Origin of the sequence: Afipia sp. GAS231 (assembly GCF_900103365.1) — a bacterium.
In the GTDB taxonomy this organism is placed as follows: domain Bacteria; phylum Pseudomonadota; class Alphaproteobacteria; order Rhizobiales; family Xanthobacteraceae; genus Bradyrhizobium.
This window is the reverse complement of record NZ_LT629703.1, coordinates 5,490,743-5,507,641: the sequence shown is the minus strand read 5'-3', so window position 1 is coordinate 5,507,641 and position 16,899 is coordinate 5,490,743. Positions and strand designations below refer to the sequence as shown.

Genomic DNA, 16,899 nt, shown 5'->3' with positions numbered 1-16,899 from the left:
TGCAGCGTCACCAACGCCGCAGGAGAGATTGATCAATTCGCGGCGGTGATCACGACCATGGGCTCGGCGATAGCGGGAAGTGCCAACACGGCGCTCGTTCTTCTGGCGAATTCAATTCTCTTCGACAAATCGGCGACAAGTGCGAGCTGCGGTGATTCAAGGTCCTCGGGAGGAACCTTGGCCGTGGCACGCTACGCTGATGCGGCATCGCCAAGCGCTCTCGCACTAGGGGACCACGAAGCCACCATCTACCGACAGGACATGCCCGGTCGTGAAAGAGGAATCGCCGGAACATAACCAGAGGACGGCATTCGCCACTTCGCCGGGCATTCCGAGCCGGCCCATCGGGTGCAACGACTTGATGCGCGCCGTGACCGCCGGATCCTGAAAAAAAGCGCGCGTTGCCATATCGGTCGAGATCACGCCCGGCGCCACCGCGTTGATGCGGACACCCTTGTCCGCATACTCGATCGCGGCGGATCTGGTGATACCAACGACGCCATGTTTGCTGGCGTAGTACGCCGCGCCCAGGCGTCCGCCGGTCAGGCCGGCGACTGACGCCATGTTGACCATCGCACCCCTGTTCTTCACCAGGTGCGGAAGCTCGTGCTTCATGGACAGGAACAATCCCTTGAGATTGATTCCAATAACCTGGTCCCAGGTTTCCTCGGCGTAGTTCTCAAGCGGAATGAAAGGCGTGCCCTCGATTCCCGCGTTGTTGAATGCCATGTCCAGGCCGCCATAGCGTCCGACGACCTCGGCCAGCAGCGCCGCGACCTGATCGGGTTGCGAGACGTCGGCCTTGACGAAGTGGGCTTCGCCGCCGCCGCTGCGGATCAGATCAACTGTCTTGAAGCCCTCGTCTTCGCGGCGGCCGGCGACGACCACTTTGGCGCCGCGGGCCGCGAACGCCACCGCCGTCTCGCGGCCTATCCCTGAGGTTCCGCCGGTGACAAGGGCAACCTTTCCGTGGAAAGAACTGGACATTTTGTTTTCCCGCCCAATTCAATCCGGGACTTTCGAACCATGGCTCGCCACCAGCAGCCATCGGTCATCGCGTCGCTCGAACACCTGGGTGAACAGAAGGGTATAGGAGATTGCCGCGCCGCTCTTTGCGGTAGCCTGGATCAGCACCGGCGTCGTGGTGATTGCGTTACCCGGGTGTAGCTGGATGTGTGGAGGCTCCTTCGCCGACAACTTCCATTCCGAGACGCTGTTAAACCGTGCCTGATAGCTCTTCTTGACGGCTTCCCAGCCGACCGCAGCCTGCTTGTCGGACGGGAAGACCAGGACGACCCCCGAATCGTGAGCCCATAACGGTTCGAGCTTTGAGATGTCTCGTTCCGAGGCCAGCGCGAAGTAGCGGTTCAACAGCGCACCCAGTGTTTCTGCTTCCGATGACTGCGCCTGCGATGAATAAACGAGCACGCCGAGGACAGTGGCGAGCAGGAGTGAAAGCAGGCCATCTTTTCTCATTCGCTGAAGCATGGGGGGTTCCTTTTGCTGAGAGAGGCAATCAGCGCGGATGCGCCTCACGTCTCTCAAAAAAAATCTTTTGCGGCGGTCGTGGGATCGCCTTGGTATATTTCGTCGGTCAACCCGTGCTGAACAGCTGCATCGTCGCCGCCGTCAGCGCAGGAGTTCAAGATTTGCACCGAGGATCTCCCAGGGGTGAATTTCGTGGTTGGACCAAACGCCCTTCGTGAAGAAGGGATCGTTGGCGGCCAACGCCTCGGCCTCCTGCAACGTGTCGGCTTCGTAGACGATCAGCGCGCCGGTACCGTCCAGGAACGGTCCGGCCACGACGATCTTGCCTTCGTTTCTCAGCTTCTGGGCGTAGTCGCGATGAAGCGGCCGGACCTGCTGGATTTTCTGCTCGTCTGCCACATACGCTATGACGTTCGCGAATTTCATCGATCCGACCCTTCAGATTTGTAACCTATCGACATCCGTGCGCGTTGTTACGCGACGCCGCTCACGATCAGGCCGCGCCCTGTTCGACCTGCAACGCCGGATAATCGGTGTATCCTTTTTCCGCGCCGCCGTAGAACGTCGGACGATCGTAGGGATTGAGCGGGGCATCCACCGCCATGCGGTAGGGCAAATCGGGATTGGCGATGAAGGCGCGGCCGAACGCAATTGCATCGGCGGTTCCGGCGCGGATTCCGGCTTCCGCCGTGGCCTTTGTAAAACCTCCAGACACAATCAACGGTCCCGCAAAGGACGGCCTGAACAAGGATGCGACGGACGGCGGAGCATCGATATTCGGATCCTCCCGCAGCCCGGCATTGACCCGCGGTTCGATCAGATGGAGATACGCAATCCCGCGGTCTGACAGGGCTTCAATCGCAAATCGATTGATCGACAATGGATCGGAGTCTCTCATGTCGTTTACGCTGCCGAACGGCGACATCCTGACGCCGACACGCGCTGGTCCGAGCCGCGCGATCAATCGGTCCGTCACGTCCAGCAGCAGTCGTGCCCGATTTTCGATGCTGCCGCCGTACTGATCGGTTCGATGATTGGTTCCATCCTGAAGGAATTGATCGATGAGATAGCCGTTAGCGGCATGCAGTTCGACGCCGTTGAAGCCGGCCTCCAGAGCCAAGGCAGCCGCCCTATCATATTGCTCGATGATCGAGGGAATTTCGCCGGTGAGAAGCGCACGGGGCGTCTCATAGGGCATCCGCTTGAACCCGGCAGCGAAGGTCTCTCCCGCCGGGCGTACCGCAGATGCGGATACCGGAAGCGAACCGTCCGGATGATGGCTCGAATGAGAGATTCTTCCGACGTGCCAAAGCTGCAGAAATACGATCCCGCCCTTTTGATGAATTGCATTCACGACCGTCTTCCATCCGGACACCTGTTCTTCGGTGTGGATTCCCGGCGTTCGCGGATAACCCTTCCCTTGCCACGAAATTTGCGTGGCTTCCGCAATGATGAGGCCGCCGCGGCTGGCACGCTGGGCGTAGTATTGCGCGTTCAGTGCATGTGGCGCGGCGCCGGGCTCGCTCGCGCGCATCCGTGTGAGGGGCGCCATCACCACGCGATGTGCCAGCGCGTGGTTACCGATCTTGAGCGGCGAGTGAAGCGATAACGTCATGGAACCTCCAAGATGACCGACCATATTAGATTGACGCAGCATGCAGCAGTCCCCTCGCTCGCCCTGGGGCTCACGAAGCGAGACTGCTGAATACGATCTTTTCGAAAATGTCGAAGGGCGCGTTGCTGCGATCGACCTTTGAGCGCAGGACAGCTCCCTCCCAGGAATTCAGCAAGAATGCCCCGATCGCCTTCGCATCCAGATCGCGACGAACGGAGCCATCCGCTTGCGCCTCCTTGACGCAAGCTTCGATCGCACCGCTCCATTTTGCAAGAATGGCAGCCAGGCGCTCCCGCATCGCGGGACTTTGATCGGTCATCTCGATCGACAGATTGCCGATCATACAGCCCGGCCGGTATTTGAGTTTTCGGGCCAGTTCGTTCAACCTGCGAAAATAGGACTTCAGCCGGGCGACTGGCATCATGTCCGTATTCTTCAATACTTCGAGGGACCGGAGCGCCCCTTCCCAGTAACGCTCCAGCGCGACCAGTCCCAAGGCCTCCTTGCTCTCGAAATGATTGTAGAAAGAGCCCTTGGGAACGCCTGCGGCGTCGGTAATGTCCTGCACGCCGGTCGCGTTGAATCCCCGCTGATGCAGGACCTTCAGCGCGGCTTCGACAATCTCTTCCTTGACACTTGGGCGCGGCATACGATCCAATATGACCGTTCGTCTTAGAATGTCAAGACGGGAATAGGCAGAGTGGAGACCGACAGGTCTTCGGCAGTAACGAAAAACCAGGCAGCGATATGTGATCAGGCTCCCCAGCGCAGCGCCGCCGTGTGTACGGGCGCATCCCACATAGCAAGCGCTTGGGCATCGAGCACCGATACCGTAACCGAAGCACCGGCCATGTCGAGAGATGTGACGTATGATCCGGTCAGGAAACGCGTCGCCTTGATCCCCGCGCCGTCAAGAATTCGCCTCGCGCTGTTGACCATCAAATAAAGCTCGATCAGCGGCGTTGCACCGAAGCCGTTGACGATAAGCAGCACTTCGCTGCCCTGCTTCGGCGCAAGGTCCTTGAGGATCGCACCCAGCAGTTCATCGGCGATCGCATCGGCGGAAACCAGCGGCACGCGGCGCCGGCCGGGCTCGCCATGGATCCCGACACCCATTTCCATCTCATTGTCCGCCAAGGTGAAATTGGGCCGCCCGGCTGCCGGCACCGTGCACGGCGTCAGCGCCACGCCCATTGACCGCGTCCTCCGATTGACGGAGTCGCCGAGCACCTTGAGTGCGGCAAGCGGCATCCCGGTCTCGGCCGCGGCGCCGACCATCTTTTCCACGATCAGCGTACCGGCGACACCGCGACGGCCGGTCGTGTAGGTCGAGTTCTCGACCGCCACGTCGTCGTCCGTCACCACGCTCGCAAACTCCCGCCCGGCCATCTCGGCAGCCATGGTGAAATTCATCAGGTCGCCTTCGTAGTTCTTGACGATGAAGAGGACGCCGGCGCCGGTATCGACGGCTTCCGCCGCCTCGACCATCTGGTCCGGCGTCGGCGAGGTGAAGACCTGGCCGGGGCAAGCGGCATCAAGCATGCCGTGGCCGACAAAGCCCGCGTGCAGCGGTTCATGGCCCGAACCGCCGCCTGAAATCAGCGCGACTTTGCCGGGCTTCAACGCGCGGCGGCGCACGAATTTGCGCTCGGCACCCAGCAGCAGGATATCGGCGTGGGCAGCGGCAAACCCGTCCAGGCTTTCCTCGAGCAACGTCTCGGTGCTGTTGATCAGCTTTTTCATCGGCGTTCCCTCTCCCATTGTCCGGCTTGCCGTACGGCCGAATTTGTCAGCCCACGCTCTCGGCGTAACGCGCGAGCCGCGCTGCGAAATCGATCACGAGCTGCTCGAGCGAACGATTCTTCTTGTCGTCGCCGAGGTCGGGCACTGTCACCGTGATGCTGCGGGTACGCGTTTCGCGATGGGGCGCGCGCAGGCGTCCCGGATGCGCCCGTGCATAGGCCTCCAGGAAGGCGGTACGCTCGGGACCGGAAAGATGGCAGACCTCGAAAATGATCGCGACATGCTTTGCCGGTATCGGCACCAGATAGGCAGGATTGGTGATCTGGGATACGAACGAGCGGTTCTTGCCCAAAGCCGCCGCGAGTTTCAGGCGCGTCCCGGACGGCCGGTTATCGAGCACCTGCCGCAGGATGGCCTTGTAGTCTGCGACATTGCTGTCGTCCCGCTCGTGCGGTTGATCACGTTCACCGTTGGTCATGGGTCACCGTGGCAATCGTGGCCTTGAGCCGGGCGACGGCAACTGGCGATACCGAGAGCGTCGTGAGCCCGGTCGCGAGCAGTGCCTTGGTCAGCCGGGTATCGGCGGCGGCGTCGCCACAGAGCGAGACCTCGACCCCGCGCGCGCATGCAGCCTCGACGGTCCGGGCGATCAGCGCCAGCACCGCCGGATTGCCGGTATCGTTGAGGTCGGCGACGGCGCCAATGTCGCGAGCCGCCGCCATCGTGTATTGTGTCAGGTCGTTCGAGCCGATCGAATAGAACCCGGCGTCGAAATCCTCGGCACAGAGCGCGGCCGCGGGTACCTCGACCATGATACCAAGCGGAGGGCGGGCGCAGGCGATCCCTTCTGCCCTTAGTGCCTCGATCTCGTCGTCAAGCATCGCGCGCGCGCGGTCGAGTTCGGCGGGAACGGCGACCATCGGCAGCATCACCTTCAACGTGCCATGGACCGCCGCACGCGACAGCGCCCTGAGCTGCAGGCGGAACACTTCCGGCCGCGCAAGCGACAGCCGGATGCCGCGAAGACCGAGGAACGGATTGCTCTCGCCGTCGATCGTCAACCCCGGGATCGGCTTGTCGCCGCCGGCATCGAGCGTGCGGATGGTAACGGGCCGTCCTTCCGCCCAATCGAGAATGCGCCGATAGACCAGATATTGGGTTTCCTCGTCCGGCAGGCCGTGAGAGGCCGCGAACAGGAATTCCGTGCGCACCAGACCAATGCCGTCGCAGATCGCGGGATCGAGGTCGGCAAGATCCTCAGGCGCGGCAATGTTGAGAAGCACCGTGATACGCCGGCCACCTGCCGTGATGGCAGGTTCGGCCCGCGCGGCGTCTGCGACGGCCCGTGCAGCATCCGCAGCCTTCATGCGGTGCTCGAACAGGCGCCGCGTTTCCGGCTCGGGATCGAAGATGACGGTGCCGGCGTCACCATCAACCAGCGCCAGGGCAGGTGGTCGTTCTTCCCAGGCCAGGGGGCCAAGTCCGACCACCATCGGGGTCCCGCGCGCCCGTGCCAGCATGGCAACATGGGAGGAAGAAGAGCCCGCGGCCAGCACGATCGCGCCACCGCATCGCCAATCGGTTGCGAGGAAGGCGGAGGGCGAGATGTCGTCGCTCGCAACGATTGAGCCGCCCCCGATCGCCGCAGACCTGTCCGCACCGTTCAGACACACCAGCACGCGGTCGCGGATATCAACGAGATCGGCGACGCGGGCACGAAAATACTCGTCTTCCGCCGCGCGGTATCCGGCGATCTCCGCATTGAGCACCGAACGCCAGGCATGGTCGGCAGGCGTGCCCGCCGCGATGGCGTCGAATGCGCCCTCCGCCAGCGCATCATCCTCCAGCATCGCGACCTGGAACTCCAGAATCTCCGCCGCCTCGGCCTGCTCCGCCCCTATCAATTCGGCGAGCTCTGCGGTCGCACCTTCGATCGCCGCCTTCAGCGCGGCAGCTTCCTGAGCGGGATCGCCCGGTGCCCGGCGGCTTTCCTCCACGACGGCCGTCAGAACGGTGACCGGTCCGATGGCGAGGCCCGGCGAAGCGGCACGACCGGTGCGATGGATCTCGGTCACCGTTTCAAGCCTCGCCAAAGCCGTCATGCACCAGCGCCAGCACGGCGGCGAGCGCCGCCTCACCGTCGTGGCCGGTGACGCGGAAATGCAGCGCCGCGCCCTGCGGAGCCTTCACGCGCATCACTTTCACAGGGCTCTTGGCATCGGTCCAGGGACCGTCCGGCGCGAGCGCAAGTTCGATCTTCGCAGCAAAGCGTTTCGCGCATTGCGTCAGCTTGACCGACGGCCGCGCATGAAGACCCACGGCATTGACGAGAACCGCCGAGGCCATCAGCGGCACCGACGCCTTGGACGCGCGGCTGGCGTTGACATCATGCATAGAATTCCTCCGCACTGCGCTGGACCGCGGTTAGCGACGAGCCGCCGGAGGACTCGGTCGCGGCGATCACGGCCCCTTCGACCACTGGAGCATTGCAAACCACGACGCGGGCGCGCCGGTCTTCCGGTAACATCTCCACCGCCATCTCCGAATTCGTCTCTGCCCCGCCGAGATCGACCAGGATTGCCACCCCGGCAGGCGACCAAGCGAGTTCGATCGCCTCGAGGATGCCGGCAACATTGGTACCGAGCCCACCCTCGGGGTCGCCACCTGTCCAGGCGAGCGGCACCGCATTGCCGACCATCTGACGCACCATATCGGCCGCACCTTCCGCGATTTTGGCGGAATGCGAAACGATGACGATTCCGACGTTGCCCGAACTACTCATAAACCTGCCTCGAATTCCAGTGTTACGACTGCTGCGCCGATCAGGAGGGACGCCGAGCGTGAGCCGGGATCCATATGACCGATGGAACGTTCGCCGAGAAACGACGCCCGACCGCGCGTTGCGAGCATCGGCGTCGTACGCTCCGCGGCCTCGGTCGCTTCCGCGGCGATCGCCGCGGCGTCCCCGCCGGCCGCAAGTACCGCCTGCACCGGCACCAGGACATCAAGCAGGGTCTTCTGCCCTGCTTCCGAGCGCCCGCGTGCCTTGACGGCATCGATCGCCCTGCCCGTCGCGGCAACGAGATCGGCGCGCGCAGGCTCCTCCGGAAGCGCCTTGCCGAGTTCCATGAAGAAGGTGCCGACCAGCGGCCCGGAAGCGCCACCGACCTTCATCACCAGCGTCATGCCGATCGCCTTCAGCATCTCGGGCGTTGATTTATCCGCAAGCGCTGGCAAGGTGGCGAGCACGGCCTCGAAACCACGCTTCATGTTCAGCCCGTGGTCGCCATCGCCAATCGCCTGGTCGAGGCTGGTCAATTCGTCGGCATGCTCGATCACCGCCACTGCCAGCGCCCGAACCAGCTTCTCCTTCGCCGCCCGATCCAGATTCATGCAGCGATCCTCCTGCCGTCCGCGTCGAAGAACAGCGGGTTGTTGAGACGGAGCGACACGACATCGCCGGCGCCGAGCTTCGCCTCCGGGTCCGACAGCGTCACCACGGCTTGGCCACCAAGGTCGAGGTGGAGATGGCTCTGGTCGCCGAGATGCTCAATTCGCGTCACCGTAGCCGATACTTCCCCGCTGCCATGCGCGATCGTCAGATGCTCGGTCCGCGCGCCGACGGTCCTGGCGCCGCTCGGCGCGCCCGCGAAAATATCCGCCGGCAAGAGGTTAATCGCCGGCTGGCCAAGCCGTGCGGCAACATGGGCATTGACCGGGTTCTCGTAGATCTCGCGCGGCGTCCCGATCTGCAGCAACCGCCCGCCCTCGATCACGCCGATGCGCGACGCCATGGTCATCGCTTCGGTCTGATCGTGGGTGACGTAGAGGATCGTCGCGCCGAGGTCGGTCTGGATGCGCTTGAGTTCGAGACGCATTTCGCCGCGCAGTTTGGCGTCGAGCGACGAGAGCGGCTCGTCCATCAGATAGATCGAGGGCGAGCGAACCAGGGCCCGGCCGATCGCGACGCGCTGCATCTGGCCGCCCGACAGCTGCGTCGCCTTGTTCTGGAGCTTGGTTTCGATGTGGAGCAGACGCGCAACCTCCTCGACCTTCGCGCGGATTTCGGCCTCCGCCACCCGGCGAATCGGCGCACGCAATGCGAAGGCCATATTCTCGAATACGGTAAGATGCGGATACAGCGAATATTGCTGGAAGACGAAGGCGACGTCGCGGTCGGCCGGCGCATCGGCCGTCACGTCGCGCCCGTCGATCCGGATCGATCCGCTGTCGGGCATCTCAAGGCCGGCGACCAGACGCAGTGTCGTGGTCTTGCCCGCACCGGTCGGACCCAGTAGCGCAACGAATTCGCCGTCGCCGACCTTCAGCGACAGATCACTGATCGCCGGTGCACCCTTGAATGCCTTCGAAACCGCCCTGATCTCGACTTCAGCCATGCAGGCCTCCCCCATGCAACGCGGTGCGGATCGCCCGGCCGGATGCCTTATCGAAAATCGACAGCGTATCGGGTCGAAAGTCGAGCCCAACGCTCTCTCCGGTCCGGAAGCGGATGCTCGCGGGCGACCGCGCCTTGAGCGCGCCGTAGCGGGTGGTCACGGTTACGATCTGCGTGGTGCCGAGATACTCCGCGCCATAAACCTCGCCCCGCACCATCCCGCGGTCGGTGAAGCGAATGTGTTCGGGCCTGACGCCGAGGACGAGATCGCTCTCCGCCAGCGTCTCGCGTGCGGTGGGAATAGAGACCTCGCCTTCGCCGAGCCGGATCGCCTGTTTGCCGGTTGCCACGCTGTCGCGGAACGGCAGGAAGTTCATCGGCGGCGAGCCGATAAAGTCGGCGACGAACAGCGAAGCCGGCCGATCATAGATATCGCGCGGGCTCGCGACCTGTTCGACGACGCCATTGTTCATCACCGCGATCGTATCGGCCATCGCCATGGCCTCGAGCTGGTCATGCGTGACATAGACCGTCGTGGCGCCGAGCCGATCGTGCAGCGCCCGCAATTCGCGGATCATCGCCTCGCGCATTTCGGTGTCGAGCGCGCCGAGCGGCTCGTCCATCAAAAAACATTTCGGCTTGCGCACGATCGCCCGCCCGAGCGCGACGCGCTGCCGGTCGCCGCCGGCAAGGCCCGACACCGGCCGATCGAGCAAATGCGAGATGCGCAGGATGCGCGCGGCCTCAACCACCCGCCGATCGGTTTCCGCGGTACCGATGCCTTCGCACTTCAGGGGAAAGCCGATGTTTCGCCGCACATTCATGTGCGGATAGAGCGCAAACAATTGAAACACGAAGGCAATGTCGCGCGCCGAGGCGCGGTTCATCGTCACATCCTCGCCGTCGAGCCGGATCGAGCCCGCCGTCGGCAGCTCCAATCCAGCGATCATGCGCAGCGTGGTGGTCTTGCCGCAACCGGACGGCCCGAGGAGACAGAGGAACTGGCCGTCCTCCACCGTGAAGCTCGCCGCCTTGACCGCGTGAAACGCGCCAAAGGATTTGTCGAGCGCCTCGACCCTGATCTGTGCCATCGCCCTACTCCCTGACCTTCGAGACGATGATGAACATCACCGTGCCGAACAGCGTGGTCGCGAACGACCAGGAATACAGCGCCAGGAAAAACGGCTGCATCAGCATCACGACGCCGATGGCGATGACCGCGGTCGCGACCGCTTCCAGCGGCCCGCGCCGCAGGATTTTGTCAATGACACCGCGCCGCGGCGCGGAAGTGATCGAATCGACGCTCATTTGCGAACAGCTCCAAAGGTGATGCCGCGGAGCAGATGCTTGCGCAGAAGCACGGTGAAGACGACGATCGGCACCAGGAACAGCGTGGTGCCGGCGGCAACCGCCGGCCAGTCCTGGCCGCCCTCGCCGATGATGATAGGAATGAACGGCGGCGCGGTCTGCGCGTTGCCGGAGGTCAGGAGCACGGCGAAGGCGTATTCGTTCCAGGCGAAGATCAGGCAGAAGATCGCGGTTGCAGCGATCCCGGTCGTTGCCTGCGGCAGCACCACCTTCACGAAGGCCTGAAAGCGCGTGTAGCCGTCGATCATCGCCGCCTCCTCATACTCGCGCGGGATCTCGTCGATGAAGCCCTTTAGCAGCCAGACGGCGAGCGAGACGTTGACGGACGTGTAGAGCAGAATCATTCCAAGTCGCGTATCCGACAGCCCGATGGTGCGGTACATCAGGTAGATCGGGATGGCGACCGCGATCGGCGGCATCATCCTGGTCGAGAGGATAAAGAACAGCAGATCGTCCTTCAGTGGCACGCGGAACCGCGAGAAGCCGTACGCCGACAGCGTGCCGAGCGCGACGGCAAGCACGGTCGAGCCGAAGGCGATGATCAGCGAATTGATGAAGCGCGGCACGTAGTTCGACGGTCCGGCGACGACCATGTTGCGATCGCGCGCGATGCTGTCGCAAAGTCCCTGCGGCGGTCCCAGCGTCTGGATGAAATCCGGCGTCTGCCGCGAGCGGGTGGTGACAAGGTTGCAATACCCTTCCAGCGACGGCTGGAAGATGATCTTGGGTGGATAGGAAATCGCATCGTCCGGCGATTTGAACGAGGTGAGCACGATCCAGACCAGGGGGATCATCGTGATCACCGCATAGAGTATCACGAGCGAGCCCGCAAAGCGCCTGGTGCCGGGGGTCGGTTCGACGACGGAATGGGCGGCGTTTGCAATGCTCATCGGCTTTTCACCCGGTTGAGTGCCTTCACATAGATGTTGGCGAGGCCGAATACCGTCACAAACAGGATGATCGCGAAGGCTGAGGAATAACCGGTCCGCCAGCTCTCGAAGGCCGCACGCTTGAGCGTGATCGAAGCCACTTCCGTGGTGGAGCCCGGCCCGCCTCCGGTAAGGAGATTGACCATATCGAACATCTTGAAGTTCTCGATGCCGCGAAACAGCACGGCGAGCATGATGAACGGCAGGGCCATCGGCAGCGTGATCGACCAGAACTGCCGCCACTTCGAGGCGCGGTCGACCTCCGCCGCCTCGTAGATGTAGTCCGGGATCGACCGCAGGCCGGCAAGGCAAATCAGCATCACATAGGGCGTCCACATCCAGGCATCGACAATGACGATCGCCCAGGGGCTGAGCGTCACGTCACCCAGCATCTGGAACGACGATGCGGAGCGGCCGGTGAGGAAGGCGAACACATAGTTGAAGAGCCCGATCTGCGGCTGGTAGAGGAAAGTCCAGAAATTGCCGACGACCGCGGGCGACAGCATCATCGGCAGCAGGATGATGGTGGTCCACATGCCGTGGCCGCGGAACTTCTTGTCGATCAGGAAGGCGAGGCCGAATCCAAGCACGGTCTCGATGACGACGGTCCAGATCACGAAGTGTGCGGTCACCTGCATCGCCGACCAGATGTCCGGATCGGTCAGGATCGACTGATACCAGTCGGTCCCCATCCATCGCATCGGGACGTTCGGCCGGTTGGCGCGGTAGTTGGTGAACGACAGATAAATGGTCCAGATCAGCGGAAAGATGTTGATGGCCAGAAGCAGCACGATGGTCGGCGTGATGAAGAGCCAAGCCAGCGCCTTGTCGGACAGACCCCGAATCCGGCGCACCACGCGCGGTTGCAGCGGCGCGGCGCGGTATGTGATTTGCGACGAGACACTCAAATCATTCATGGCGTCGGAAGTCCTGGTGTGCCGCGATCGCGGAAAAACTGCCGCTGTCGAATGGAGCCGCCTGGAGCGCGATCGACTGCGCTCCAGGCGCTTATCCTAGAACTTCTTGCCTTCTTCCTTGAAGACGGCTTTCCAGTCTTTCACCAGACCGTCGAGCGCCTCCTGTGCGGTGCCCTTGTCGGCGACCACGTAGTCATGCACCCGCTTCTGTTCAGCCTGCAGAAGCTGGGCATAGGAAGGCTCGGCCCAGAAGTCGACGACCATACCCATGGACTTCAGGAACTCCTTGGCGAAAGGCGCGCTGTCCGGAAAACCCGGGTCGTTCAGCACGGACTTGGCGCAGGAATAGCCGCCGAGCGCCCACCACTTCTTCTGCACGTCCCCGCCGGAGAACCACTTGATGTATTGCAGCGCTTCGCCCTGGTTCTTGGAATAGGAGACGACCGAGATGCCCTGTCCGCCGAGCTGCGTCGCCTGGGTGGTGGCAGCGGGATTGGAGAAGAAGCCGATCTTGTCGCCGCCGACATTCGGGTCCTTGTAGAGGCCCGGGAAGAAGGCGAAGAAGTTCATCTGCAGCGCGACCTGCCCGGACTTGAACGCATCAAGACCTTCCGACATGTAGGAGTTGGAGGCGCCCGGAGGCGTGCAGCACTTGTAGAGTTCCTTGTAGGCTTCGAGCCCCTTGACCGCGCCGGCCGAGTTGACGAACCCGTCCATCGCATAGGGCTTGTTGGGATCCTGGTATTTGAAGCCGTAGTCGTAGAGATAGTTTGAGACGCCCATGGTGATGCCTTCCGAGCCGCGCTCGGTATAGATCGACGCACCATAGACCTTCTTGCCGTCGATCTCGCGGCCCTGGAAGAACTGCGCGATATCGCGGAGTTCATCGAGCGTCTTCGGCACCGCGAGGTCCCGGCCGTATTTGGCCTTGAAATCCTTCTGCACGTCGGGCCGCGCAAACCAGTCCTTGCGATAGGTCCAGCCCACCGCGTCGCCCATGGCAGGCAGCGCCCAATAGTTCGGCGTGTTCTTCGGCCACTGCGAATAACCGACGACGGTCGCCGGCATATAGTCGTCCATGCTGATTCCTTCCTTCTTGAAGAAATCGTTGAGCTTGACGTACTGGCCGTTCTCCGCGGCGCCGCCGATCCATTGTGAATCGCCGATAATGAGATCGCACAGCGAGCCCCGCGAATTGAGTTCGTTCAGGAAGCGGTCGGCATAGTTGGGCCACGGCACGAATTCGAATTTCATGCCGATGCCGGTCTTGGCGGTGAAGTCCTTCGACAGTTCGACCAGCGCGTTGGCCGGATCCCAGGCCGCCCAGCACAGCGTGATCGTCTTGCCCTGCGCATGCGCAGGCGTTGTTGCAGCACCGATGCTGAGTCCGGCGACTCCACCCGCAGCAAAAAGCATCTTCAACATATTCTTCATGCCCATTTCCCTCCTGTTGGGCCGGCCATCGACATGGCGCGGCGTTCCTGCCCGCTCGAAAGCTCGAGCGGTGCGACACAGTCCTTGACGCGTTGAATGACCTGAACCGACGTTCCCTCGCGCTCGCGGATTCTTGGGATCCGTGGAGCTCGATTTGTTTAGTAAATCACAGTTTACTAAACATTGCAAGCGGGCTTCTTTTCAAAAGCTCGCGCAACGCCTGGCGGTTTAAACCAGGCGACCGTTAAGGTGGTTTCCTGCAAGCTCGTTGCGGTCGAACCGGACTTGCGAAGCAATCACATCGGCCCCCGAAACGGCGCTATCGATTGCGCGTGTCGCCCCTGGCGCTTCAATTCCAACGCGATCCTATTTTGTTGCGTCAATTCAGTTCGGGCCCAAAACTTGGCGCGAGTTCGTTTGCGCTCGCGAGACGCTACCAATAAGCGCAACGGATCGCAGAAGATCGAAGGAAGGCGAGCAAAATCGAAAGATTTGGTAGCGAGAGAGGGACTCGAACCCCCGACCCCAGGATTATGATTCCCGTGCTCTAACCAGCTGAGCTACCTCGCCACGGTTCACCCTCACGGCACACTCTACCGTAGTCGCGAACGCGCGGCATATAAGGAGTGGGTCAAGGGCCTGTCAAGCAAAGCCCGCCGCGCTGCCAAGTGTCTGCAAACCGGGCTATTTCGGCCGGATCGTGGGGTCGCCGCCGGGGCTGCCGGGCGGCGGAATCACCGGTGTTTTGCCCACATCCGGCGCCGGCGCGCGCATTTCGGGATCGACCCCGGCCGGAGGGCACAGCACACCATCGGAACGGGCCAGTTTGTCGCCGAGCGGTTCGGACGCCCTGCCGGTGGTCATGCCTTCCGGAGCCGCCTCGCCGGGGTGTTGCCCCGGCTGCATCGGCGCACAGTTGGCGGTGGGTGGTGGTGATGGCGGCGCGGTCTGGGCCGGGGGAGTGACCGGACCAGGCGGGGCCTGTGCGGAGGCTCCACCGGAGGCCGCCATCACAATGCATGACAGAAATATTGCGCGTTTTATTCCCATGCCGGGAAAACGGCTGATGGCCGCGGATGTTCCCGGCCGTTCTTCGTCTTGTTTTGACGCGTTTTCTTGAGACGAAAACGCTATGCCTTACGGAACCGGATCAGCGAAAAATGCCCCATGGGCGGCATCGGCCGCCGTTCGGTCAGGCTGACCCCGCCATGTTTGGCGGCCCAGTCGGTCAGCCGCGCCCACGGAAATTCCGGGCGCCAGCCGAGCCGCCGCGCCAATGGCGCGAATGCCAGTTCGAACAGCCGGCGCGGGCCGCTCTCGGCGCCGATGTGATTGACCAGGATGAGTTCGCCGCCGGGCTTCAGCACGCGGATGAAATCATCCAGCGTGCGCTCCGGATCCGGCACCGCGGTGATGACATATTGCGCCACCACCGCATCGAAAAACGAATCCCTGAACGCGAGATTCTTGGCGTCCATCACCGCCAGCGTTTCGACATTGCTGAGACCCTGCGCGCGCACGCGCTTGAGCGCCCGGCGCAGCATCGGCTCGGAAATATCGACGCCGCATAATTTGGTGCTGCGCGAATAATCCGACAGCGACAATCCGGTGCCGACACCGACGTCGAGAATGCGCCCGCCGATCTTGTCGGCTTCCGCGATGGTCGACTGCCGGCCGGCGTCGAACACCTTGCCGAACACGAGATCGTAGACCGGCGCCCAGCGCCCATAAGCCTTTTCGACCCCCTCGCGGTCGATGTCCCCAGCCATTTCCTGACGCCCCGAATTTTTTAAGTGCGCATCGCCTCGGCCAGCGGCGCGGTTTCCTGCACCCCTGCCCGTGCCACCGCATTCCTTGCCGTGGCGCTCTTGATGAATCCGCCGCCGAGCACGCGCGCCTGACCCGCGGCCGCGTCGTAGAACACGCAGGCCTGACCCGGCGACACGCCTTCTTCGCCGGCGACCAGTTCGACTTCATAGCCGTCGTCGACCGCGCGCAGCCACGCCGGTTGTGGCGGGCGCGTCGAGCGCACGCGCACGAACATCTCGATGCCGTCGCCGATGACGCGGTCCAACGGACCGTCGCCGATCCAGTTGAGGTCGCGCAATTTGATACGGTCCATCCGCAGCGCCTCGCGCGGTCCGACCACGACACGGCGGCTCGTGGCATCGAGCTTGATGACGTAGAGCGGCGCGCTGGCGGCGATGCCCAGTCCCTTGCGCTGGCCGACGGTGAAATGAACGATGCCCTGATGCCGGCCGATGACGTTGCCATCGAGGTCGACGATATCGCCGGGCTCGATCGCGCCGGGCTTCAGCCGGCCGATGATGTCGGTGTAGCGTCCGGTCGGCACGAAGCAGATATCCTGGCTGTCCTGCTTGTCGGCGATTTCAAGCTCAAAACGCCGCGCCAGTTCGCGCACCTCGGGCTTCGTCATATCGCCGAGCGGAAAGCGCAGATAGTCGAGCTGTTCACGCGTGGTCGCGAACAGGAAGTAGCTCTGGTCGCGATCGCCGTCGGCGGCGCAAACCATCGCCCGCGATCCGTCGGCAAGCCGGCGCGAGGCGACATAGTGTCCGGTCGCCAGCGCGTTGGCGCCGAGCTCTCGCGCGGTCGACAGCAGATCGCGAAACTTGATCGAGCGGTTGCACTCGATGCACGGCACTGGCGTTTCGCCGAGCGCGTAGCTGTCGGCAAAATTGTCGATCACGGATTCGCGGAAGCGGCTTTCGTAGTCGAGCACGTAATGCGGGATGCCGATCCGCTCGGCGACGTTACGGGCATCGTGGATGTCGCGGCCGGCGCAGCAGGCGCCCTTGCGATGGGTGGCGGCACCGTGGTCGTAGAGCTGCAGCGTGATCCCGACCACGTCATAGCCCTGGGACTTCAACAAGGCGGCCGTCACCGAGGAGTCGACGCCACCCGACATGGCGACCACGACCCGCGTGTCCTGGGGGCGGCCTTCGAGATCCAGACTGTTTGGCATGGCAGGGGTCATCGACTTCAATC

General features: G+C 63.0%; 20 protein-coding genes and 1 tRNA gene. All 21 read right to left on the bottom strand.

Features of this window, described 5'->3' with window-relative positions:
* Positions 1 to 225 precede the first annotated feature (225 nt).
* The gene (locus tag BLS26_RS26075) at positions 226 to 915 is read right to left on the bottom strand and encodes an SDR family oxidoreductase (protein WP_244541689.1); all 690 of its coding nucleotides are present in this window, start codon (positions 913 to 915) and stop codon (positions 226 to 228) included.
* Between the two features lie 90 nt (positions 916 to 1,005).
* Positions 1,006 to 1,488, bottom strand: a complete 483-nt coding sequence (locus BLS26_RS26070) for a nuclear transport factor 2 family protein (RefSeq protein ID WP_092515429.1) — start codon at positions 1,486 to 1,488, stop codon at positions 1,006 to 1,008.
* A 141-nt stretch (positions 1,489 to 1,629) separates the two neighbouring features.
* On the bottom strand, positions 1,630 to 1,914 hold the full coding sequence (locus tag BLS26_RS26065; protein WP_092515428.1) for a YciI family protein: 285 nt from the start codon (positions 1,912 to 1,914) through the stop codon (positions 1,630 to 1,632).
* 67 nt (positions 1,915 to 1,981) lie between these two features.
* On the bottom strand, positions 1,982 to 3,103 hold the full coding sequence (locus BLS26_RS26060) for an alkene reductase (RefSeq protein WP_092515427.1): 1,122 nt from the start codon (positions 3,101 to 3,103) through the stop codon (positions 1,982 to 1,984).
* Between the two features lie 70 nt (positions 3,104 to 3,173).
* On the bottom strand, positions 3,174 to 3,902 hold the full coding sequence (locus BLS26_RS26055) for a TetR/AcrR family transcriptional regulator (RefSeq protein ID WP_244541688.1): 729 nt from the start codon (positions 3,900 to 3,902) through the stop codon (positions 3,174 to 3,176).
* On the bottom strand, positions 3,857 to 4,846 hold the full coding sequence (gene dhaK / locus BLS26_RS26050; RefSeq protein WP_092515425.1) for a dihydroxyacetone kinase subunit DhaK: 990 nt from the start codon (positions 4,844 to 4,846) through the stop codon (positions 3,857 to 3,859). The genes BLS26_RS26055 and dhaK overlap by 46 nt, the downstream gene beginning before the upstream one ends.
* 46 nt (positions 4,847 to 4,892) lie before the next feature.
* Positions 4,893 to 5,324, bottom strand: coding sequence for a hypothetical protein (locus BLS26_RS26045; RefSeq protein WP_092515424.1), 432 nt, complete (start codon positions 5,322 to 5,324; stop codon positions 4,893 to 4,895).
* Positions 5,311 to 6,921: a phosphoenolpyruvate--protein phosphotransferase gene (gene ptsP / locus BLS26_RS26040; RefSeq protein WP_092515423.1), complete on the bottom strand. Its 1,611-nt coding sequence runs from the start codon at positions 6,919 to 6,921 to the stop codon at positions 5,311 to 5,313. Before ptsP ends, BLS26_RS26045 begins: the two co-directional genes overlap by 14 nt.
* Positions 6,922 to 6,925: 4 nt before the next feature.
* Entirely contained in the window at positions 6,926 to 7,240 is a 315-nt protein-coding gene (locus tag BLS26_RS26035; protein ID WP_092515422.1) for an HPr family phosphocarrier protein, read from the bottom strand.
* On the bottom strand, positions 7,233 to 7,628 hold the full coding sequence (gene dhaM / locus BLS26_RS26030; RefSeq protein ID WP_092515421.1) for a dihydroxyacetone kinase phosphoryl donor subunit DhaM: 396 nt from the start codon (positions 7,626 to 7,628) through the stop codon (positions 7,233 to 7,235). Before dhaM ends, BLS26_RS26035 begins: the two co-directional genes overlap by 8 nt.
* Positions 7,625 to 8,239 carry a dihydroxyacetone kinase subunit DhaL gene (dhaL, locus tag BLS26_RS26025; protein ID WP_172804700.1) on the bottom strand — a complete coding sequence of 205 codons (615 nt, stop codon included), beginning with the start codon at positions 8,237 to 8,239 and terminating at the stop codon, positions 7,625 to 7,627. The genes dhaM and dhaL overlap by 4 nt, the downstream gene beginning before the upstream one ends.
* Positions 8,236 to 9,243, bottom strand: coding sequence for an ABC transporter ATP-binding protein (locus BLS26_RS26020; protein ID WP_092515420.1), 1,008 nt, complete (start codon positions 9,241 to 9,243; stop codon positions 8,236 to 8,238). The genes dhaL and BLS26_RS26020 overlap by 4 nt, the downstream gene beginning before the upstream one ends.
* Positions 9,236 to 10,333, bottom strand: coding sequence for an ABC transporter ATP-binding protein (locus BLS26_RS26015; protein ID WP_092515419.1), 1,098 nt, complete (start codon positions 10,331 to 10,333; stop codon positions 9,236 to 9,238). Before BLS26_RS26015 ends, BLS26_RS26020 begins: the two co-directional genes overlap by 8 nt.
* A 4-nt stretch (positions 10,334 to 10,337) precedes the next feature.
* Positions 10,338 to 10,550 (bottom strand): hypothetical protein, encoded by a 213-nt coding sequence (locus BLS26_RS26010; RefSeq protein WP_092515418.1) that lies wholly within the window; start codon positions 10,548 to 10,550, stop codon positions 10,338 to 10,340.
* Positions 10,547 to 11,500, bottom strand: a complete 954-nt coding sequence (locus BLS26_RS26005; protein ID WP_092515417.1) for a carbohydrate ABC transporter permease — start codon at positions 11,498 to 11,500, stop codon at positions 10,547 to 10,549. Before BLS26_RS26005 ends, BLS26_RS26010 begins: the two co-directional genes overlap by 4 nt.
* A complete protein-coding gene (locus BLS26_RS26000) occupies positions 11,497 to 12,456 on the bottom strand; it encodes a carbohydrate ABC transporter permease (RefSeq protein WP_172804699.1) in 960 nt (319 codons plus the stop codon). The genes BLS26_RS26005 and BLS26_RS26000 overlap by 4 nt, the downstream gene beginning before the upstream one ends.
* Positions 12,457 to 12,552: 96 nt before the next feature.
* A complete protein-coding gene (locus BLS26_RS25995; protein WP_371360670.1) occupies positions 12,553 to 13,890 on the bottom strand; it encodes an ABC transporter substrate-binding protein in 1,338 nt (445 codons plus the stop codon).
* Positions 13,891 to 14,383: 493 nt separating this feature from the next.
* A tRNA-Met gene (locus BLS26_RS25990) sits at positions 14,384 to 14,460 on the bottom strand.
* A gap of 114 nt (positions 14,461 to 14,574) precedes the next feature.
* On the bottom strand, positions 14,575 to 14,940 hold the full coding sequence (locus BLS26_RS25985) for a hypothetical protein (protein ID WP_172804698.1): 366 nt from the start codon (positions 14,938 to 14,940) through the stop codon (positions 14,575 to 14,577).
* A gap of 80 nt (positions 14,941 to 15,020) precedes the next feature.
* The gene (locus BLS26_RS25980; RefSeq protein WP_092515415.1) at positions 15,021 to 15,659 is read right to left on the bottom strand and encodes a class I SAM-dependent methyltransferase; all 639 of its coding nucleotides are present in this window, start codon (positions 15,657 to 15,659) and stop codon (positions 15,021 to 15,023) included.
* 20 nt (positions 15,660 to 15,679) lie between these two features.
* Positions 15,680 to 16,876: a tRNA 2-thiouridine(34) synthase MnmA gene (gene mnmA, locus BLS26_RS25975; RefSeq protein WP_092515414.1), complete on the bottom strand. Its 1,197-nt coding sequence runs from the start codon at positions 16,874 to 16,876 to the stop codon at positions 15,680 to 15,682.
* Between the last annotated feature and the right edge of the window lie 23 nt (positions 16,877 to 16,899).